The following is a 20,918-nucleotide window of genomic DNA, read 5'->3' as shown; positions in this document are numbered from 1 at the left end:
GACGACGCCCGCACTTGCCTGCGGGCGTCATTCGTTTACTTCGCCTTCTTCACGGGCGTAAACAGCAGGTCCTGGAAGTCGTAGCTGAAGTCCGTCTCGGTCGATACGGGCTTCATGCGCAGCCGCTCGATCGAACCATCCGGCTCCAGCGAGAACGTCGCATACGCGTCCGCGTTGAAGTTGCGCTCCTTCCAGCGCACGATGAAGGTGTCGTGCTGGAAGTGCTCCATCTCGCCCGTCAGATCCGGCGTGCGCGCAAACGACATCACCAGCTTGCTGCCCACGCGCCGGATCGTCGCCTTGCCGTACCAGGCGTCTTCGTACTCGCCTTCGTAGCCGGCCAGCGCCAGCGACGGTTTCGACGCTTTTGCGCGACCCGTGCTTTCACCTTTCACACGGGCTGCTTCCTTGGCGCTGGCCTCGTTCGCGATGTCGGCGATGCGGCCGATCCAGTCGGTCGGCGCGACGCCCAGATAACCGTCGAGCAGGCGGTATTGCAGCGCATTGAGCGACGGGCCGCTTTCGGCGTTGGTGAAGATCGCAATCCCCAGCTTCGCTTCCGGCACCAGCAGCACGCGCGAATAAAAGCCCTGCAGCGCGCCGCCGTGCATCGCCACCAGCTTGCCCTGGTAGTCGCGCAGCTGGAAGCCCAGGCCGTAGGCCATGAAGTTGGGCCTGGTCGCCGCCAGCGACGGCTTGGGCTGGCTGACCGTCATCGGCGTTTGCGCCGTCCACATTTCGCGCGCCTGCTTGTCAGACCACAGGCGCACTTCCTTGCCGCCCGCCCCCGTCGGCAGGCGGCCGTTCTCGAGCAGCACGTTCATCCAGCGCGCGATGTCTTCGGCATTGGTGTTGATGCCCACCGCGCCGACGGCATTCGCCACCGGCATCGGCTTGACGACCGCCGCCTTGCCATTGATCTTGCTGTGCGGCGCCGACACGTTCATGCCGGCCGTGTGCGCGGCCAGGCTGGTGGTGGTGGCGGTCATGCCGACCGGATCGAGGATCCATTCGCGCATCGTCGTGCCCCAGTCCTTGCCGGACTTTTGCGCGATGATTTTGCCGGCCACGATGTAGAGCAGGTTGTCGTAGGCGTAGCTGCTGCGAAAGCTCGTCGCCGGCTTGATGTAGCGAAGGTTGTGGATGATTTCGTCGCTGGTGAAGGTGGTGGTCGGCCACCACATCAGGTCACCGGCGCCGAGACCCAGGCCGCTGCGGTGCGTGAGCAGGTCGCGCACGGTCATCTCGGCCGTCACGTAGCTGTCGTACATGCGAAAGTCCGGCAGGTGCTTGATGACCGGGTCGTCCCAGTTCAACTTGCCCTGGTCGACCAGCATCGCCAGGCCGGCGGCAGTAAAGGCCTTGGAGTTCGACGCGATCTCGAACAGCGTCTTGCCGTCGACCGGTGTCGGATCGCCCAGCTTGCGCACGCCGAAGCCCTGCGTGACGACGACCTTGCCGTCCTTGACCACCGCGATGGCGATGCCAGGCACGTCGAAGGTTTTCAACACGCGCTGCACGTCGGCGTCCAGGTTGTAGGCAGGGACTGCCGCGGTTGGCGCTGCAGTGGTTGGTGCTGCCGCCGTTTGCGCGACGGCCAGGCCGGCGCCGCAGAACGCGACCAGTACCGCGCCGGCGATGTGTTTCAACAGTCCGCTGGAAGAACGCTGCATCATGGCTTGCCCATCGCTTTGTCGACGCTCGATTGCGTCTCGGGGTGGTAACGCTCGCGCGCCTTCTTGTAGACGCCCTCGGCCCAACTGCGGTCCTCGGCCTTTTCGCGCAGTGCGGCGTACAGCGGCACCACGAACTTCTGGCGGCCCACGCTCATCAGGAATGCTTCCATGTCCGGGCGCACGTCGCGGTAACCGGCGTGCACCGCCGCGCGGTAGAAGCGAAACGCCACTTCGTTGTTGGTCGACTTGGCCAGGCCATAGGCGCGGTCGAGTTCTGCCAGCCTGGCGGCGTCGGCCTTCTTGTCGATATCGTTCAAAAACTTCATCCACTCGACGGCATTCCAGTCCTTGGCGTTCAACTGCGCGGTCGATACCGTGCCCTTCGTCCAGCCGTCGATCGCGGCATTCAGTTTGGCCAGGCGCTGCGACACGGCGCGCTGTCCGCTGGCCGGGATGCCCGGGCCGTGGATCCACTCGTCGAGCTCCGCGTCGCTCATGATCTTGGGGTTCTTCGCCAGCAGCTGCGCGCGCAGGTAGGCGATGAACTGCTCGTTGGTCACGCTCTGGAACGCGTGCTGGTCGAACCAGCCGCGCAGGAATCGATCGAAGGCGGCGCGGCCGGCGCGCTGCTCGAGTGTGTGCAGGAACCAGGCGCCTTTCGGGTAGGCCAGCGAGGTGTCGGGGTAATCGGCCGCATTGGTATCAGCCTGGCGCGAGACCAGCGCCTGCTTTGCCGGCGGCAGCTCCTTGAGCATCTCGAGCGCTTCTTCCTGCTCGAGCTGCAGGTTCATCAGCGCGACTTCCTTGCCGTAGATTTCTTCCAGAATGCGTGTGGTGACGTAGGTCGTGAAACCTTCGTTGAGCCACCAGTGCTTCCAGGTTGCGTTGGTCACCAGGTTGCCGGACCAGCTGTGCGCCAGTTCGTGCGCCACCAGATCGACCAGGCTGCGGTCGCCCGCGATCATGGTCGGGGTCAGAAATGTCAGGCGCGGATTTTCCATGCCGCCGATCGGGAACGATGGCGGCAGCACCAGCATGTCGTAACGCCCCCAGCGATACGGGCCGTACAGCTTCTCGGCCGCGGCGACCATCTTCTCGGTGTCGGCCAGCTCGTACTCGGCCGCCTTGATGCGCTGCGGTTCGGCGTACACGCCGGTGCGGCCGCCCAGCGTGCGCGCTTCGAGTTCGCCGATGCCGATCGCCAGCAGGTACGATGGAATCGGCTGCGGCATCGTGAATTTCCAGCCGCCCTTGCCGGTCGCCTTCATGTCGTTATCGGCGCTCATCACCACGCGCAGGCCTTCCGGCGCCTCGATGCGCGCGGTGTAGGTAAAGCGCACGGCCGGCGTGTCCTGGATCGGCACCCACGAGCGGGCATTGATCGCCTGCGACTGGCTGAACATGAACGGGTACTTGCCCGACATGGTCTGCACCGGCTGCAGCCATTGCAGTGCGGTGGCCGTCGGCGCGGTGCGGTAATGGATGCGCACGCGGGTCTGGCGGGCCGGCAGCTTGATCTGCAGGGGCTGGCCCTTCTCTTCATCGAACTTGCCGAGCGTGTAGGCGGCCTTGCGCCAGGCGCCCTTCGCATCCTGCGCTTCGATCTTCGAGATCGTCAGCTCGCGCGTGTCCAGGTCGAGCGTGGTCGCGTTCTTGTCGATCCAGTTCAGTGTCAGCTCGGCGTAGCCGCCCAGGCTTTTCTTCGCGAAGTCGGCCTTCAGGTCCAGGTGCAGGGCCGTGGTCTTGACCTGGTCGTATTTGGCGTAGCTGAGGGGATCGAGCGCGAACGCGTAAGCGCTCCACGCGCCCAGGAAGGCTGCGGTGGTGGCGCGCAGCAGGGTGCTTTTGTTCATGGTCTCTCGCGGATAATGACAGCCCGGCCGGGCTGAAGGCGGAAGCAGAATAGCATGGGCGTCAGGTCGGCGAAAGCGCCTGCTGAAACACGCAGATCCGCTGTCAATACGCCAATTCTGCCTGCATGACCCACACCGGCGCGGACCACAGCACGTTGCCGTCGTCCTGCGTGACCTTCGCATAATAGAAGTGCGCGCCCGGGGCTGGCGTGAACGTGATCTCGGCCTGTTGCGACAGGCGCGTGACCTCGCCGTTGCGGCCCGGGATGCCTTCCATGATCGCCACTGCCGCCACCTGCCGGCCACCAAGGCTGGCAAAGTTCACTGTCAGGGTGAGCGGCCCGCGGTTGGTGAACTGCTCGCCCATCACGTGGCCGTTGGCCGTCAACACCAGTTGCGATGCCTTGTCCATCGTCGCGAACACGCGGCGTGCTCTAAGCGCGTCGACCAGACTGGCGCGGTTCAGCGCCACGCCCGTTGGCAGCAGCACCCCGGTGCGGTTGCCGTACGATGCGCCCCAGTTGGCGCAGTGGTTGTCCTGGTTGGTGCTGAAGGCCAGCCGGTAGCCCGCTTCAAGCAAGCGATTGCAGGCGCCTTCGAAACTGCTGCGACGGGTTTCGGTCTCGGTCACATTATTCGAGAACGCGCTGGTGTTCATCACTTCGCACAGCACCATCGCGGCGCCGCCATCCTCGGTGTAGGCGAGCGGCACGCCACCCACCTGGAACTGGCCCGCTGGCGCCGGATGGTTGAACTGCCCCACCCAGCCGCGCTGGCGCATCAGCGTGTAGAGCGCCGCGTAATCGCTGCGCGGCGTGATCGTGTCGGCGAACGGCGCCCCATTGGCGTTCGTCTCCCAGCCCAGCAACTCGTCACTGTTGAAGATGTTGATATGGCCGCCCTTCTCGATGACGCCCCACTCGAGGCCATACAGCGCCAGAAAGCCCGGATGCTGCGCCGAGAACGTGCTGGCGGCGGCCAGGCCCGCGCGGTACAGGGCACGGGCGGCAGCCGGGTCGGCATCGGGTGCGCTGCCTGGCGAGCCGTCGAACAGGTGGTTGTGTTCCGAGGCGACGAGGATGTCCAGGCCACGGTCACGGGCATAGGCAAAGGCATCGGCCGGCCCATACGGCGCCGACTGCGGCCGCTGGGCGCTGCGGCAGTTGGCGACGTCGGCGCCACCGTCGCTGTGGTTGGTCTGGCTGTGCAGGTTGCCCAGGTAGACGGTATAGGGCAGCGCGCCGGGCGCCGGCGCTGCCCCCGGCATGAACGCGCCGGGCAGCGGCGCAAAGGCGGGCGTGGCCAGTGCGCGCGGCGTGCCGACCGCGATCTCCCATTCCTGGTCGATCGCGTCATGTGCCGCGCGTTGCACCAGCGCGTGCAGGCGCACGCGATAGATGCCGTCCGGCGCCGGCTGCTTGCCCAGGCGGCCCGACCAGGGCACGGCCACCGTGATCTCGTCACCGGTCAGCGTCACTTGGCCGCGCCACCGCAGAACGGTTCGCCCGCCCGGTGCGCGCAGGTCGACGCGCCAGTGGACGCTGGCCGGCTGCGCCAGGCCGGGATACGCGAACGTCAGCGTGAACGTGCGTGCAGCCAACGTGCCCGCATGGAATGGCGCGTACAGCGTGGCGTCGAACTCCTGGTGTTCGGCAGGACTGGCGCTGGCCTGGCTGTAGCACAACGACAGGGCAAGAATGGGAAGATATGCAGTTTTCATGATGACAAGGTTGCAACTTGCCCGACTTGTCGCCTTGCGCCATGCGTGCTACGGTTGTCATCCTGATCATGTTCATTGATGAGTTTCAAACTCACACAGCCGGGGTCAGGTCTGACATTCAGACACGACCTCAGCTTTAGCCACTTCCAATGGTGTCTTGCTCATCATTGCATGGCCCGGGGCCAGCTAGTTCCGACTATGCGACTATCGAGATCGTGTCCGAATGTCAGACCTGACCCCTGCTTTTCGTTATATTGCGGCATGATCGACAAACTCGATATCTCCCATCTGCGCACGCTCGATGCGCTCGCGCGCTTTCCCACCATCTCGGCGGCGGCCGAACACCTGGACGTGTCGCAGCAGGCAGTCAGCCTGCAACTGAAGAAAATCCGCACCATCCTGGGCGACCCGTTGTTCGTGCGTACTGGCCAGGGCATGGCGGCCACGCCGTACGCCAGGCTGATCGCGCCGCATATCGCGCAGGTGCTGGCGGGCCTGCATGCGATTCCGCTGCCGTCGGCCGTGCGGCCGGAAGACGTCGGGCGCACGCTGGTGGTCTCCGGTACCGACTACACGCAGAAGGTGATCGTGGCCGACCTGGTGCGCGACCTGCGCCGCGCGGCGCCGAAGGTGAAGATCGCTGTGGTCGACCTCGAAGTGAGCGCCCTGACGCGCAAGCTGCACCAGGGCGAGATCGATGTGATCTTCACGGCCGAGGGCATCGCCGCTCCCGGCCTGGTGTCGATGCCGCTGTTTCTCGAGCAGTACCGCTGCGTGACGGCTGACCGCGCGCTGGCCGATGCCGGAACGATGTCGCTGGCCACCCTGGTGACGCACGACTTCATCGTCACCAATCCAGGCGGCGCCAGTTTCACAGGATCGGCCGACGGCTGGTTCGCGCGCCAGGGCTTGCAGCGGCGCGTGGTGGCGTCGGCGCCGTCGTTCTTCATGGCGCTCGAGTACCTGAAGGGATCGGCGATGGTGGCCTTCATGCCGGCGCGCCTGCTGCCATGCGACGGCATCCACGAGATCGCGCTGCCCAAGTATCCGCCCGGTTATGGCGTGGTCGCGGCGTTTCACCCGACTGCGCAGAACGATCCATTCATGATGTGGATGCTGGAACGGGTCAGGGCGCGGCTGGCGGCGGCGGTCTAGCCCCGCTTGTATCGGCTACAAGCGGCGCCCGATTGCCGCGCGGGGCAGGCCTGTCTATGCTGGCCGATTACCTTCACCTGCCCAGGAGCGCCTCATGACCATCGAACGCATCAACCCACCTGCCCTGTACGACGGCGCGCCGCACGGCCTGTCGCACGCCACGATCGACCATGACACCGGCCTGGTGTTCGTCTCTGGCCAGGTCGACTGGGACCGGGATTACCACGTCAGGCACACCACGCTGGCCGCGCAGACCGAGGGCGCGGCGCGCAACCTGCTCACGGTGCTGGACGCTGCCGGCTCGTCGGTCGACCAGATCCTGCAACTGCGCGTCTACGTGCGCGGCGAGCTCGGCGAACACCTCGAGACCGTGGCACCGATTCTCGTGCAGCACCTGGGCTTGCCCCGGCCCGCGCTGACCGGCATCGGCGTCGCCTCGCTCGCGTCACCCGATACGCTGGTCGAAATCGAGGCCGTCGCGAAGATCGTTCGCCGCTGACCCGCCAGCGTGTTTAGTAAACTGGCTAAACAGCCCGGTAAAATCCGGTAATGATTGCCGGGAAACCTGACTCCACCTATAAATGCACACAGGCTCGAGCGCGCGCGTTGATGACATCCCCCGCGTGCTCACATGCCTCTGGCGCAGCGTATGAAGAACAGGCGGCGGGCCTTGCGCTCCCGCCACGTGTGGAGACACCAATGACAGCTCGTTTCAAGCCCCAATCCCTTCCCCTTTCCTTCGCGGCGATCGCGGTCATGTTGTTTAGTGCGGCGCCGTTGCAGGCCGCCGAACCGGGCTCCCCGGCCGCGGCGGTGAACGTCTTCATCGGCACCGGCGGCGACGGCCACACCTTCCCGGGCGCGAGCCGCCCGTTCGGGATGGTGCAGCTCAGTCCCGACACCCAGCACCGCCACTTCCGCCAGAGTTATCCGTGGGCAGCCGGCTACAACCACGGCGATGGCTCGATCCTCGGCTTCTCGCACACGCACTTCTCGGGCAGCGGCCACTCGGACCTGGGCGATGTGCTCCTGATGCCCTACAGCGGTGAGACCAAGCTGGAGCCGGGCTACCCCGAGCGACCGTTCTCGGGCTACCGCTCGCGCTTCTCTCACGACCAGGAACAGGCCGAACCCGGCTACTACGCGGTGCGCCTGAAAGACCATGACGTCGACGTCGAGCTGACCGCGAGTGAACGTGTTGGCCTGCACCGCTACAAGTTCAAGGCCGGCGAGCCGGCCAAGGTGCTGCTCGACCTGCGCACCAGCATCTACAACTACGACGGCAAGAACCTGTGGTCGCGCCTGCGCATGCGCGACGCCAGCACCGTCACCGGCATGCGCGAAACGCGCGGCTGGGCGCCGGGCCGCCAGCTGTACTTCGCGATCCGGTTCTCGCGCCCGATCGACACGCGCCAGCTGCTCAATCGCGAAGAAGCCGTCGAGTACAAGGGCTTTGCCCAGCCAGGCAAGACGCCGGGCGACCGCGCACTGGTCGAAGGCAAGGCGCTGATGGGCGACTTCAGTTTCGGCGTGCCGGCTGACGGCACCCTGTTGGTAAAGGTCGCGCTCTCGCCCGTCAGCGAAGACAACGCGATTGCCAATCTGGCCGAGATGCCGGGTTGGGATTTCGACGCCGAGCGCCGCCGCGCCGGCAAGGCCTGGAACGAGGCGCTGGGCGCGGTCAAGGTCGAGGCGCCGGCGCCGATGCGCACGCAGTTCTACACGGCGCTGTACCACACGATGCTCGCGCCGTCGCTGTTCATGGACCTCGATGGCAGCTACCGCGGCCCGGACAACGCGGTGCACAAGGCCAAGGACTTCCGCTTCCACTCAACGTTCTCGCTGTGGGACACCTACCGCGCACTGCACCCGCTGCTCACAATCGTCGCGCCCGAACAGCGCAGCGCCGACTTCGTCAACTCGCTGATCGCCTCGCAGCAGCACAGCCCCTACGGCGTGCTGCCGGTGTGGCAGTTCCACGGTCTGGAAACCTGGACCATGATCGGCTACCACGCGGTGCCCGTGATCGCCGACGCCTACATGAAGGGCATCCGCGGCTTCGACGCCGACAAGGCCCTGGCCGCGATGACCGCCAGCGCCGAATACGGCCCGTACGGCGGGCTGGAACACTACATGAAGCTGGGCTACGTGCCGATCGACCTGGAAAAGGAAGCGGCCTCCAAGACCGTCGAATACGCGTACGACGACTGGACCATCGCGCGCATGGCCGAGAAGATGGGCAAGAAAGACGTCGCCGCACGCTACTACCGGCGCGCCCAGAACTACCGCAACGTGTTCGACAAGGACACGGGCTTCATCCGCGCCCGCAAATCCACCGGTGAATTCCGCACCCCGTTCGATCCGGCGCAGTCGAACTTCGGCAGCGACTACACCGAGGGCAGCGCATGGCAGTATTCCTGGTACATGCCGCACGATAATGCGGGCCTGATCGGCTTCCTGGGCGGCGACGCACAGCTCGTGGCCAAGATGGACGAGGTCTTCGACGCCAAGGTCGACGAGAACCTGTACGCGCACATGGAAGACATCTCGGGCCTGATCGGCCACTACGCCCACGGCAACGAGCCGTCGCACCATGTGGCGTACCTGTACAACTACGCCGGCGCGCCGTGGCGCACGCAGGAACGCCTGGCCAATATCATGGCCACGCAATACAGCGACAAGCCCGACGGCCTGTCGGGCAACGACGATCTGGGCCAGATGTCGGCCTGGTTCGCGTTCACCGCGCTGGGCTTCTATCCGGTTGCGCCGGGAAGCAACGAGTACGTGATCGGCCGCCCGTTCCTCGACAAGGCGACGCTGAACCTGCCGAACGGGAAGCGCTTCACCGTGCGCGCCGAGAACCTGTCGGCCACCAATGGCTATGTCGGACGCGTGACACTGAACGGCAAGCCGCTCGCGCGCACCTTCCTGCGTCACCAGGACATCACGGCCGGCGGCGAGCTGGTATTCACGATGCAGGCTACGCCGAACAAGGAATGGGGCACGGCGAAAGAAGCGCGCCCGTACACGCAGACCGCATACTGACCGGCGCCGTCGATGCCGATTCGCGACATCGCGCACGCCACCGGCGACCCGATCGGCACGGTCGCGCGCGTGCAGGGATACGACGCCGGCAATCTGCGCCAGGGCGAGATCCGGCGCGTCACCTTTTTGCTGCACCGTCAGCACAACACGCAATCGGCCAGCCCGTTCTACCTGCCGGTGCTGCACGGCGCCGAGGATGCCTGCCGCAAGCGCGGCATCGCGCTCTCGTTCGTCGTGGTCGGCCCGACCGAGCCGGTGCTGGATCTGGTGCGCCTGCACCAGCCCGACGCCTTGCTGTGCGCCGGCTTTTTTGAGCCGGAACTGGTGGCTGCGCTGCGCGACACCGGCAAGCCCCTGGTGCTGCTCGACATGCGCCTGCCCGGTTACCGCTCGGTCAATCCCGACCATGCGCTGGGCGGTTACCTGGCCACGCGCCACCTGATCGCGCTGGGGCGCCGCCGCATCGCCATGCTCACCGGCCCACTGTCGCACCACAGCATCCTTGAGCGCTATCGCGGCTTTCGCAAGGCCCTGTTCGAGGCGCACATGCTGGCCGATCCCGATCTTGAAGTCCAGCTGCCCAGCATCGGCGACACGCAGGACAATCTGCACGGCGCGGTCGACGCCCTGCTCGCGCGCGCACCACGGCCCGATGCGCTGTTCTGCTACAACGACAGCGCCGCGCTGGCGGCGATGCGCCACTGCCTGGCGCGCGGCCTGCAGGTCCCGCACGACATCGCCATCGTCGGCTTCGACGACATCAGCGCCGCCGCCGCCGCGACCCCGCCACTTTCGAGCATCAACATCGACAAGGATCTGCTGGGCCGGATGGGCGTGGACCTGTTGCTCGACAAATCTGCCACGTCAGGCCTCGAACAGACCCTCACGCTACGGCTGATGGTCCGCGCGAGCAGCACCGGCGAGGCGCGATGACCGCGCCTGCGGCCATTGTCTGCGCGGGCGAAGCGCTGGCCGGCCGGTTGCGCCGGGACGGCGACCCAAGGCGCAGCCACGCCGGCGGCCCGACCTGGAACGTGGCGTGTGCCCTGGCGGCGCTGGGCGTGGCCAGCGGTTTCGCCGGCACCATCCGCCGCTGTGTGGCTGGCGATGCGCTGTGGCACGCCAGTGCAGCGGCGGGGCTGGACCTGCGCTACCTGCAGCGGGCCGGCACGCCTCACGACGACCCGGCGGACCTGCTGTTCGACCCGACCGGCATGCCGCCCGGTTGGCAGCAACAGGTGCAGTGGCTGCACGTCGGCAGCATCAGCCTGGCGCGCGGACCGCTCGACCTCACGCTGATCGGATTGGCAGAACAGGCGAAAGCGCACGGGCTGCGCATCAGCTATGACCCGCACTGGCATGACCTGATGGGGCCCGCATACGACGCGACACTGCGGCGCATGAGCGAGCTGGCGGACGTGATCAAGGTGGCCGACGACGACCTGCGCGCACTGTTTCGCAGCCACGACACGTTAGGCTCGCTGGAGCGCCTGCGGGCGCGTAATCCGGCGGCGCTGGTGCTGCTCATGCGCAGGGATGGCGGCGCGTCGCTGTATCACGGCGTGCAGACGTGGCATGCGCAGGCGCCGACGGTGGATGCGGTAGGCGCGGTAGGCGCAGGTGAGGCAGCAATGGCCGGACTGATTTATTCGCTGCAGCAGTCGCCCGCGGCGGACATGAACGCCCACATGGCATTCGCGGTGGCGGCAGGAAGCGCCGCATGCCGGTTGGGCAGAATGCAGGCACCGGGCCTTGGCGCCGTCCGGGCGCTGCTCGGCGAAGTGACGGTCACCCGCTGAGCGCGCCCTGCCGCGGCATCAGGCCGACGCGGCGCACTGGGCGCCGTCACCGACAAACGGGCGGCAGTCGACAGGGATGTCGATCAGGAACGTCGTGCCCAGCTCGGGAGAGCTGTCGACCGCTACACTACCGCCGTGGCTTTCGCCCACGGCCTTGACGAACGGCAGGCCGATGCCCCAGCCCGTGGCCGAGAACGGCCCCGTTTCGCGGCGCAGGTACTCGAAGATCCGGTTGTGCTGCTCTTCGGGAATCGCATTGCCTTCGTTGTGAACGCTCAGCATCAGGCGCCCGCGCGTCTGGTGTGCCATGATGGTGACGGTGCCGCCATCGCCATACTTGATCGCATTGTTGACCAGATTTTCCAGCGCACGCCACAGCGACGCGCGGCACCAGTGGCCGGTGACCGGCTCGCCGGCCACGTCGACGACGACCTGCGTGCCATGCTGGCCATGCGCATATTGCTCGCCCAGTTCGCGCGTCAGCCCCAGGATATCGAAGTGCGACAGGTGCAGCGGGATCTTCGCCGCGCCCTGGAACGTCAGGGCGTCGAGCAGTTCGGCCATCATCTCGTTGAGCCGGTCGGCGTTGGCGCCGATGCGGGCGGCGACGTTCTTTACCTGCGCCCAGTCAGACGTCATGGTCATGAGCTGCGCGCCATGCGCGACCACCGACAACGGCGTGCGCATGTCGTGTGACAGGGCGGCCGCCATCTTGTGCCGCAGATCTTCGTGGATCTGCGTGAACGAGCGCACGGCTTCGCGCATGGCGGCATTGATCGACGCGTCGATGATGCGCCAATGCTCGTCGTCCAGGGACACCCTGCCCTTGGCCACGACCGCAATCGACTCGCGCAGGATCTGGTATTCGTGGACCACCTGATCGGGGCCGAACGGGGTCATGCGGGCGCGCTCGGTCCCGTGGACACTGGCCGAATTGTTGCCGCTCACCGCCTGCGTGCGCGGGTGGTCCGGGCTCAGGGCTTCAGCGATATTGTCGAAAAAAGCCGGCAGCGTGTTGGTCAACACGGGCCGCAGCAGATTCTGGGCGCCTTCGACGCGCGCGCGCACTTCCCGTTCCCAGCGATCCATGACGGCGTCGCGGATGGAAATGAATTGCAAACCGGTAGGAGAAATACCGTGGCGGTCAACATTCTGGTCAGTGGCTAGTGTCATGCAGTGTCAGTGTCAGGACCGGGCGCGGCAAGCGCGATCGGTGTTCAATAAGAGAAGATCAGCGGCGTTCGCGGACCGTTCCCGAATTATATAGCGCCTGCCGATGCGTGCTGCGCAGCCGGCCAGCGCGCCCGGCGATTTCGGCGCAGGCTGTGGCTGGGCCGCCACGCCCGGCGCAGCCAGGGCCGTGCGCCGCGCAACGCCAGCCGCGCTAGGCGCCGGCCGGCGTCCCCGCGATCCACAGTTCCACCCGATGATCGCGCCGGTCATCCTGCAGTTCGAATGTCCAGTCAGGACATGGCTGACCATCGAGCAGCAGGCCTTCCATCCCGTCGCCCGCATGCACCGTGATCTCGTAGAACGCACTGTGATAGCGGTAGCGCAGGCTGAAACCTTCCCAGCCCGGCGCCAGGTGCGGCGTCAGGTGCAGGCGCGCACCGTTGCGCTCCACGCCCAGCAGCGCTTCGATCGCCAACAGCCAGGTGGCCCCGGCCGATGCGGTGTGCAAGCCACCGATGGCGCGGCCGATGTGCGGCGCGACCGTGCGCACGCCGCCAGCGAGGAAGTATGGCGGCGCGCTGCCATCGGCCGTACGGTCCGGCGCGGGTGCGAGCGGATCGAGCATGCCGGCCAGCTGCCACGCGCGGCCGGCGTCGCCCAGCCGCGCAAAACCCGTCGCCGCCAGCGCGACGGCGCCGTGGTCCTGGCCGGGGCTGGCCACCACGCGCTCGCTCCAGTGGCCGTCGACCGCCGGATCGCACAGCAACGTGACGCCGTGCGCCTCGTCGACCAGACGCAGCGCTGCAGCGCGCAGCGCGGCCGCACCGTGTTCGGCGTCGGCCTGCACCGCCCAGCCCTGCGTCGACAACTCGACGCGGCAGGCGGCGTTGACAATCGAGCCAAGCGCATTGCGGCTGTCGAGCCACGTCCAGCGGTACCAGTCGCCGTCCCAGCCATGTTCTTCGCACTGCGCCCTGAGCGCCAGCGCGGCGCCGCGGCAGGTGGTGGCAAAACCGAAGTCGCCGCGCCGGTCGGCCACCTCGGCGAAGCGCTGCAGCACGGTCGCCATGAAAAAGCCCGTGCGCACGCTTTCGACACGCCCCGTCACATCGTCGTCGTGCACGCGCGCCGCCGCCAGCGGCAGGCCGCGCTGGCCGAAACGCAGGCAGCCGCGCAGGCCGTGCACGCAGTGCTGGTACAGATCGTCCCCGGCGGCCAGGCGTGTTGCCTCACCGGGATCGGCGCCGAATGGCAGAACGGCCGGCAGCGCGTCGTCTCCAGTCACGGCCAGGTAGTGCGTCAGCGCGTAAGGCAGCCACAGGAAGTCGTCGACCGCGGGCGGCGGCAACGTGGACTGCGCCGTAGCGAAGTCGCGCGCTGCCTGCAGCAATGCGTCGCGCAGCAGTTCGGGCCGGGCATGCACACTGGCGAGCAGCGACTGCAGGCGTGTGGCAGGACAACGCTCGCCCCACGCCGCGCTGATCGCCTGGTATGGCAGCCAGGTGTTCACGCGCAGGTCGAGCGACGCGTCGGGCGAGTGCAGTTCGACCGCGCCCAGCGTGCCATCCCACCAGTTGCGCAGGCGCTCCCACGCGGCGGTGGCAGCGCGCGCGCCACCGTGCAGTTGCACCTCGCGACTGGCGTCGAGCGTGCCGGGACCGGCCACGCCCAGCACGAACACCAGTTCGCGCTCTTCGCCCGGCGCCAGCGTGACTGGCACCTGCAAGGCCGCACACGGTGCGCGCCCTGCCCCACTGGCGCCGGACAGGCTGCTGCGCCCCAGTGCCGCAGGTTGCGCGATGCTGCCCTGGCGGCCGATGAATTCATCGCGGTCGCAGGTCGCGGTGATGTCGTCGGCGTCGACATGGAAGAACCCCACCTGGTCGCGGAAGTCGTCGCTGAACGCATTGCGCGCGAACAGCGCGCCGCTGGCCAGATCGATGCCGGTGACGATCTGCAGGCCGGGCGTGGCGTCGATCGTATCGAGCTGCCACGCGACGAAGCCCGTCACGCTCAGGCGGCGCGGTGCATCGCTGTCGTTGCGCAGCCGGAGCACGCTGTATTTGATGGGTGCATCCGGCGCCACGAAGCAGCGCAGCGCCGAATGGATGCCGTGCGCGCCGTGCTCGAACAAGGTGTAACCGACACCATGGCGGGTGACATACGGTTCTGCCGATGGCGCCGGCCACGGCGTGGGCGACCAGAATGCGCCGCTGTCCTCGTCGCGCAGGTAGAACGCTTCGCCATCCTGCGGTGCGACATCGTCGCTGCCAGCGCTCAAGCGCGCAGCGCGGGTTCCGCTCCAGGTGACCGCATGCCCCCGTTCCGAGACCACCGATCCGAAGCCGGGGTTGGCCAGCAGGTTGGCCCAGGGCGCCTGCGGCACCGGCACGGCTGCGCTGCTGCGCACTTCGTACTCGCGGCCATCCGGCGTGAAGCCGCCGATGCCATTGTCGAACAGGCGTTCTGGCTGCACGGTGAACAATGCTTCCGTCATCCAGGGCGTGGTCGCGCCGGCCACCAGTGGCGACGGCAAAGCGACGCCGGGCCGCGCGGCGCGGCGCAACTGGTCGGCGAGATCGCCGCGGCCGGACAGCAGCAGCGCGCTTGCGCTCGAGCGCAGCAGGATGCGGTCTTCCTGCCCGACGTCTTCGCGCAGGAACAGGTGCACGCCGCCCGGTGCATCCAAACTGTCCGGATCGACCAGTGCCATGGCCAGCGTCATCACCCCCTCGCGCACGGCGCGGCTGTCGCACAGCACCAACAGGTCGACCGCGAAACCGCGGTTGCGCCAGTAGGTATGCGCCTGCAGCACCTGGCGCGCCAGGCCCGTATCCGGGCCGTCCGCCAGCTGAAGCAGCAACACCGGCTGTACGCCGTCGATGCCGCAGGCCAGCAGGTCGGCGCGGCCGCGTGCATTGCGCGCGATGACGGCCGGGTCGGCGCGCAGCGCCGGTACCGGCTGCAGCAGGCAGCCGGCCAGGCGGTTGCACAGCTGTGCATCGGCTTCGCTCACGTCCATGCGGCGCAGGAAGGCCTGGGCCTGGGTCCAGGCAGCGTCGATCGCGCGGTCGACCGCATGGCCGGCACTGTAGCGGGCCGCCAGTTCGCGCGCCATCGCCCGGCTGGCGGCAACGCCCAGCACCAGGTCGACGGTGATTTCCTGCTGCGGCGCCAGCGTAACCGTACGGCGCAAGGCCAGCAGCGGTTCGTCCGGTTCGGGCACCAGGCCGGGCAACGCGCCGCCGGCGCCGATCGCCCGCGGTGCGCGCAGATCGTGGCCGCGACCGATGAAGCGTGCGCGGTCTGTCTCCAGCGTGACGGCAGGTGCGATGTCGCGCACTGCCATGCGATGCATGACGACCGGCGCGTCGGCCGCGGTGACGCACAGCAGGCTGTCGTTGGTGGCGTCGAATTCAATCATCACATGGCTGCGGCCCCCTGGCTCAAGCGCCGGTCCGGCCAGCGCCACGCTGCTGGTCAGTTCCAGCGTCAGCGGCTGCAGGCCACGATTGACGATGCGGATGCGGCGCAGCTCGACGTCGTCGTCCGGCGCCACCACGATATCGGTGTGCATGGCCAACCCGTTGTCCAGGCAGCGCACGCTGGCCCGCCCTTCGGAGAACACCGTTTCGCGCTCGCTCTCTGGCAAAAGGCCTGGCCAGACCTGGCCGGATGCGACGTCGCGTACATGGCAGGTCAAACCGGTTTCGCCGATGCCGGTGCGGGTGATCTGTTTGTCATCCCAGCGGCTGGCGCCAGTGCCATCGCTGGCCACGACCAGGTGGTAGCGGCCATTGGACAGCAACTGCACTTCGGGCAGCACCGGGGGCTCGCTGCCGATCACGCGGGCATATGGGCGCGCGGTCACGTCCTGGCTGGCGGTGGCTGCGCCGGTGTAACGGCGTTCGGGTGCAGCGCCGGAGACCGGCACCGGTTCTTGCAGCAATGGCAGCGCGGCCCGGAATTCGGGATCGCGGCAGAAGCGGCGCTGCATCGGCTCGCCCAGCAGATGGCGGGCCAGCGCCAGCAGCGTCATCGCCTGATGGTGCGCGGCGTAGGCGCGCACGACGACCTGCCGCTCGCCCTGCGGCAGGCGCGCCGGCGCGTAGTCGAGCGACTCGTACAAACCAAGCTCGCCCAGCATGCCTTGCGCCACGAAGGCGCGCAGGTTGCTGCTGGCCAGGCCCGGCGTCACGCCCAGCGCCAGCGCAGCGGCATACGGCGCCGCCACCAGGTCGTCATCGCGCAGTCGCTGCAGCGCTGCGGCGGGCAAGCCGAACTGGCCGGAGCGATAGCGCGCGGCGGCGTCCACCGCATTGCAACGGGATGACGAAAAGCCCCACAGCACGTCCCTGGCTTTGGCGTGCGCAACCTGCGCGCGCACCAGGGTGCAGGCGGCGCCATCGAGCAGCGTGTCGCGCCAGCCCGGCATCCAGAGTTGCGGCCCCAGGAGGTCGGCCATGGCACCACGGCGCGAGAGCAGCAGCGTATTGGCACCCGCCATGCGCAGCGGGCGGCCGAGCGACCACCAGTGCTGCTGCGGCAGCTGGTCCTGGGCCACGGCGGCAAAACTGGCCATGCGCGATGCGGCGGCCAGCAGGTCGCAACTGTCACGGTCCAGTCGTTTGTCGCGCACATCGTAGCCGGTCGCCAGCTGGCTGGTGGCGAGATCGACCAGCGCGCCGAAGTCCATGCGCGCGTTGTCGCGCGCGGCATCGGCCAGTGCAGCCAGCCGTTCGATGCGCTCCTGCGCGCAAGCACGGCCCGCATCCACCAACGCAGCCAGGCCAGCGCCGCCCGTCGTCGGCGCGCCGAGCTGCGCCAGTTCGCGCAGCGTCGGGATGCGGGTCAGGCTGGCGTCGAGGACGTATTCCTGGACTGCACGCATCCATGGTGCCAGCGCATACAGATCGTCCAGCTGCGCGGTGCAATTGGCAAGCAGACGCTCGACCCAGGCGACCAGCGCCAGATCCATGTCGTCCGGCAGACTGGCCGTCAGGCGTTCGGCATTGGCCAGTGCCAGGCGCAGACAGTCGGCCAGGCCCGGCAGCGTATCGAGGGCGCGACAGCGTTCGGGCGCCAGCGCGCCCTCCATCTCGTCCAGGGCATTGACGAATGAGGCCGGCGCATCGTGCGCATGCTCGCGCACAACCAGCAACGTGGCGCGGATGCCGTCCGGCGCCGCACCGGCGATCGGCTGATCAAGCAGTTCGTCCATGCCGACGGCGAAGGTGCGCAGCGCCAGCACCAGGCTGCCGCTGGCCGCGGTATCGACATGGTGCGGCTCGAGCGGCGCCAGCGTGGCGCCGTCATACCAGTGCAGCAGATGCCCGTTCCACCGTTCGAGCAGCGCCAGCGAGGCGAACGTGCACTCACTGCGTTCCAGCAGGCCGCCCAGTGGCAGAAAGCCGAAGTCGCGCGCACTCAGTGTGGCCAGCAGGCCAAGGCCAATGCCATCGGGCGAAACACGCGCATCGATCGCCGGCTCGGGGTGTTCGAGCACGGCGTGCGGCGCCAGACCATGACCAGCGACGCCGTAATGTTCGAAGAAGCCCCAGGTGCGGCGTGCCAGCGCGCGCAGGAACCCGTCTTGCGCCGGCGCGAGGCGCACGCTGCGGCGGGTCACCTGGCTCGTCCACCAGGCCAGCACCGGCGACAGGAACCATACCAGCAGCAGCGGCGCCGTGGCGAATACGGCATAGGGGTTGGCAAAGCTCACCAGCATCGCGGTGGCCATCGCCAGCAGCGGCGGGAACCACATGGCGCGGCCGTTGATTTCCAGCGAGCGGCCGGGCGCTGCCCCCGCTTGCGTATCGAGCAGACCGCGCTGCGTCACATGCCGGCGCCACAGCCCACGCACCAGGGCATGGGCATCGACCAGTGCTGCGTGCGGCAGGAAGGCCGCCCACAAGGCGCTGCGCGTGAGCGTCATGCGGGCGCCACGCGCCCAGCCGTCGAGGTGCTGGCGCCATGGTGCGTCAAGTGGCCGGTCGCCCAGCGCCACCAGCATGCCGACCAGCGCCGGCACGAATACGATCCCCAGCACCGCTGCGGTCCAGAACACGGGCGCGGCCAGCAGGCTCCAGCACAGGATCAGCAGCGCGAGCGACGCCGGTGCGACCAGGCTGGCGCGCAGCGCGTCGAACAGCGTCCAGCGTGCATGCGCGTGTTTGAGGCCATCGGGGCCACGGCCGAGGCGATGTGCCGATTGCCATGCCGCGCGCACGGCGCGGTGCCGGCGCAGCATGTATTCACCATACGTGGGCGCGCGCAGCGCATTCACGCGCACGTCTGCCACGCGCCCGGCGCGCAGGCGGTCCCGCTCGACGGGGCCGGGCAAGGCGCGGCCGTCGTCGTGCAGAACATCGCCGCAGGCACGGCGCCAGGCATCGACGTCGTGAATCGCAACCCAGCCGTGGTTCGCGGCCTGCACAGCTCCGCCCATGCGGGCAAAGCGCGGCGCGCGATGACCCGGTGGCGCAGGGCCACGTGCAGGCAGCAGCATGCCGTGCCCTTCGAGCACACGGCCGCTGTCATCCTGTACCGGCTGGTGCAGCGGATGCGCCATCGCTGCCACCAGGCTGCGCGCGGCGTCGCGCGGCAGGCTGGCGTTGGCGTCCAGTGCAATCACATAGCGCATTGCGGCGCCAGCGCCGGTGTTGCCGGCAGCGAGCAGGAAGCGTTCGCGCGCGCCGCACAGCCAGGCGTTCAGGTCGGCGATCTGGCCACGCTGGCGCTCCTGGCCGATCCAGGCTTGCTGGTCGACGCTCCAGATGCGCTGCCGCACCAGCAGCATGAACGGCCCGGCGTCAGCATGACCATGCCGCGCATTCAATGCATCGATGGCGGCGCTGGCCTGCGCCAGCAAGGCATCGTCCGCCGGCAGCGTTGCGCTGGCGGCATCGGGCAAATCGAGCAGCAGGCAAAAGCGCAGGTTCGGGTCGCGGTTGCCGAGATAGCGCACTTCGAGCTCTGCGCGCAGCCGCTCGATCGCGGCAGCGTCGCCCGCTTGCGCGCAGACGGCAACGACGGTCCGGCATGCGTCGGGAATGCCGGCGCTGAAATCCATGCGCGGCATGGTGGCCGGCAGGGTGCGCCAGCGTTCCATCATGCGCACCAAAGACAGCGCCAGCGCGCTCGCGCCGGGCAGCGCCAGCAGGCCAATCAGCGCCAGCAACCACGCGCTGGCATCGCCCTGGCGCGCGTGAACGAGGATCGCGGCTGTCACCAGCAGCATCAGGACGGCGGTCGCGCCAATGCGGGCAGCAACCGGCGCCCTGTTTGCCAGGGCCGGCAGGTAGTGGCCCACGTGGCGCGTGCGCACGTCCAGGCCACCTTCGCCCGGTGCGCGGTGCGTGCCGGCCAGCGTCAGCGCGTCGCGCGCAACCTCGACCTCGTCGACCTTGCCCGCGCGGGCACGGCGGGCAATCGCGTGCCGGTAGCTGTCGCGCGTGGCGCCATCCATGGCGGCGTAACTGCCATCCGGGTCGGTGCGCAGCAGCGCGTCGACCGCGCCATGCGTCTCGGCGAAGGCGCGCCAGTCGATCCCGCCAAGCAGGCGCAGACTGGCCAGCGTGTTGCCGGCCGAAATGGCATCCTCGGCCTGTTCGCTGTGTTCGCGCTGCGTGTGCTGCGCGATGCTGGTGTCGGCATCGGCCAGGCGCGCGTCGAGCCAGTCCAGGACCTGGGTCACGGCGCCACCTCGGCCATGCAGGCGCCGCGCCAGTTCGGCGATGAAGCTGTCGTTGGCCTCGACGCTGCGCATCATGTCGGCCACCAGCAGGATCAGGTCACCGGGCCGCGTCTCGGCCGTGTCCAGCAGGCGCACCGCCCAGCCGGCGGCCTGTTCATGCGCGGCGCAGGCACGCGCCGCGCGCGCGGCCAGGCGCCGCAGGTTGTCGATCAGGGCCAGGCGCAGCAGCGCCGGCAGCGCGTCGAGTTCGGCGATGCGCAGCAGAGCGCTTTCCTGGTATGCACTCACGAACAGCGCCAGTTCCTCGGCATCGATGCGGCCATCGCCATGCGCGACCACGTCGAGCACCAGGCGCCAGGCGCGCACGGCGCCATCCGGCGCCAGTGTCGGCAGGGCCGCAGCGCCAGGCTGCAAGCCGGCGCGCGTCAGGCGCACCTGGGCGTCGAGCAGGTGGTGCTGGTCGAGCAGGCGCGCGCCGGCAGGCGGCAGCGCAAAGCCAGTACGCGCGGCCTGGTCGAGCGCGTCGCACGAAGCGGCGATGGCGTCGGCGTTCGTCGCCAGCAGTGCACGCAGGGCCTTGGCGCCGCCCTTGCCGGCCGTGGTGGGTTGCAGTACGTGGCGCGCCGCCAACTGGCGTGCGTGTTCCGCGCGCTGGAGCGCGCCGGAAGGTGCTGCGCGCCATGGCGCATCGTCGCCGGTTGCACGCGCGGCATCATGCGGCGTGCGCTGCCCGGCGGGCAGGTTGTGGTTCTTGACGTTCAACGGGGCCTCGGGACTGAGCGTGCGCAGCAGACCGCTGGA

The 20,918-nt window shown here is 68.2% G+C and carries 10 protein-coding genes; 5 read left to right on the top strand and 5 right to left on the bottom strand.

Annotated elements, in window-relative coordinates; all coding sequences use genetic code 11:
- Nucleotides 1-35 precede the first annotated feature (35 nt).
- From AC56LY_RS21405 to AC56LY_RS21395, 3 genes are all read right to left on the bottom strand, one after another.
- Complete coding sequence (locus tag AC56LY_RS21405) at nt 36-1,676, bottom strand: serine hydrolase (RefSeq protein ID WP_499583005.1); 1,641 nt, start codon at nt 1,674-1,676, stop codon at nt 36-38.
- On the bottom strand, nt 1,673-3,529 hold the full coding sequence (locus tag AC56LY_RS21400; protein WP_499583003.1) for a M1 family metallopeptidase: 1,857 nt from the start codon (nt 3,527-3,529) through the stop codon (nt 1,673-1,675). The genes AC56LY_RS21405 and AC56LY_RS21400 overlap by 4 nt, the downstream gene beginning before the upstream one ends.
- A gap of 103 nt (nt 3,530-3,632) precedes the next feature.
- A complete protein-coding gene (locus AC56LY_RS21395; protein WP_499583001.1) occupies nt 3,633-5,249 on the bottom strand; it encodes a CehA/McbA family metallohydrolase in 1,617 nt (538 codons plus the stop codon).
- Nucleotides 5,250-5,510: 261 nt separating this feature from the next.
- Here AC56LY_RS21395 and AC56LY_RS21390 point away from each other — a divergent pair, with 261 nt between their 5' ends.
- From AC56LY_RS21390 to AC56LY_RS21370, 5 genes are all read left to right on the top strand, one after another.
- Complete coding sequence (locus tag AC56LY_RS21390; protein ID WP_499582999.1) at nt 5,511-6,404, top strand: LysR family transcriptional regulator; 894 nt, start codon at nt 5,511-5,513, stop codon at nt 6,402-6,404.
- A gap of 94 nt (nt 6,405-6,498) precedes the next feature.
- Nucleotides 6,499-6,903: a RidA family protein gene (locus AC56LY_RS21385; RefSeq protein WP_499582997.1), complete on the top strand. Its 405-nt coding sequence runs from the start codon at nt 6,499-6,501 to the stop codon at nt 6,901-6,903.
- Between the two features lie 200 nt (nt 6,904-7,103).
- Nucleotides 7,104-9,449, top strand: a complete 2,346-nt coding sequence (locus AC56LY_RS21380) for a GH92 family glycosyl hydrolase (RefSeq protein ID WP_499582995.1) — start codon at nt 7,104-7,106, stop codon at nt 9,447-9,449.
- A 12-nt stretch (nt 9,450-9,461) separates the two neighbouring features.
- Nucleotides 9,462-10,382 (top strand): LacI family DNA-binding transcriptional regulator, encoded by a 921-nt coding sequence (locus AC56LY_RS21375; protein ID WP_499582992.1) that lies wholly within the window; start codon nt 9,462-9,464, stop codon nt 10,380-10,382.
- A complete protein-coding gene (locus tag AC56LY_RS21370; protein WP_499582990.1) occupies nt 10,379-11,248 on the top strand; it encodes a PfkB family carbohydrate kinase in 870 nt (289 codons plus the stop codon). Before AC56LY_RS21375 ends, AC56LY_RS21370 begins: the two co-directional genes overlap by 4 nt.
- A gap of 18 nt (nt 11,249-11,266) precedes the next feature.
- Here the strand turns inward: AC56LY_RS21370 and AC56LY_RS21365 are convergent, their stop codons facing one another.
- Both AC56LY_RS21365 and AC56LY_RS21360 read right to left on the bottom strand, forming a co-directional pair.
- Nucleotides 11,267-12,421 (bottom strand): sensor histidine kinase, encoded by a 1,155-nt coding sequence (locus AC56LY_RS21365; protein WP_499582988.1) that lies wholly within the window; start codon nt 12,419-12,421, stop codon nt 11,267-11,269.
- 211 nt (nt 12,422-12,632) lie between these two features.
- Nucleotides 12,633-20,879 (bottom strand): GH36-type glycosyl hydrolase domain-containing protein, encoded by an 8,247-nt coding sequence (locus AC56LY_RS21360; protein WP_499582986.1) that lies wholly within the window; start codon nt 20,877-20,879, stop codon nt 12,633-12,635.
- Nucleotides 20,880-20,918: the final 39 nt, after the last annotated feature.

The organism is Telluria sp. ZT3P25, assembly GCF_059685895.1.
The sequence above is the reverse complement of the archived record's forward strand: the minus strand, read 5'-3'. Positions and strand labels throughout refer to the sequence as shown.

Bases quoted from the DNA above. Each gene is read 5' to 3' on its own strand.
- AC56LY_RS21400 (WP_499583003.1), bottom strand. From the start codon at position 3,529: ATGAACAAAAGCACCCTGCTGCGCGCCACCACCGCAGCCTTCCTGGGC.
- AC56LY_RS21370 (WP_499582990.1), top strand. From the start codon at position 10,379: ATGACCGCGCCTGCGGCCATTGTCTGCGCGGGCGAAGCGCTGGCCGGC.
- AC56LY_RS21405 (WP_499583005.1), bottom strand. From the start codon at position 1,676: ATGATGCAGCGTTCTTCCAGCGGACTGTTGAAACACATCGCCGGCGCG.
- AC56LY_RS21375 (WP_499582992.1), top strand. From the start codon at position 9,462: ATGCCGATTCGCGACATCGCGCACGCCACCGGCGACCCGATCGGCACG.
- AC56LY_RS21385 (WP_499582997.1), top strand. From the start codon at position 6,499: ATGACCATCGAACGCATCAACCCACCTGCCCTGTACGACGGCGCGCCG.
- AC56LY_RS21390 (WP_499582999.1), top strand. From the start codon at position 5,511: ATGATCGACAAACTCGATATCTCCCATCTGCGCACGCTCGATGCGCTC.
- AC56LY_RS21380 (WP_499582995.1), top strand. From the start codon at position 7,104: ATGACAGCTCGTTTCAAGCCCCAATCCCTTCCCCTTTCCTTCGCGGCG.
- AC56LY_RS21395 (WP_499583001.1), bottom strand. From the start codon at position 5,249: ATGAAAACTGCATATCTTCCCATTCTTGCCCTGTCGTTGTGCTACAGC.
- AC56LY_RS21365 (WP_499582988.1), bottom strand. From the start codon at position 12,421: ATGACACTAGCCACTGACCAGAATGTTGACCGCCACGGTATTTCTCCT.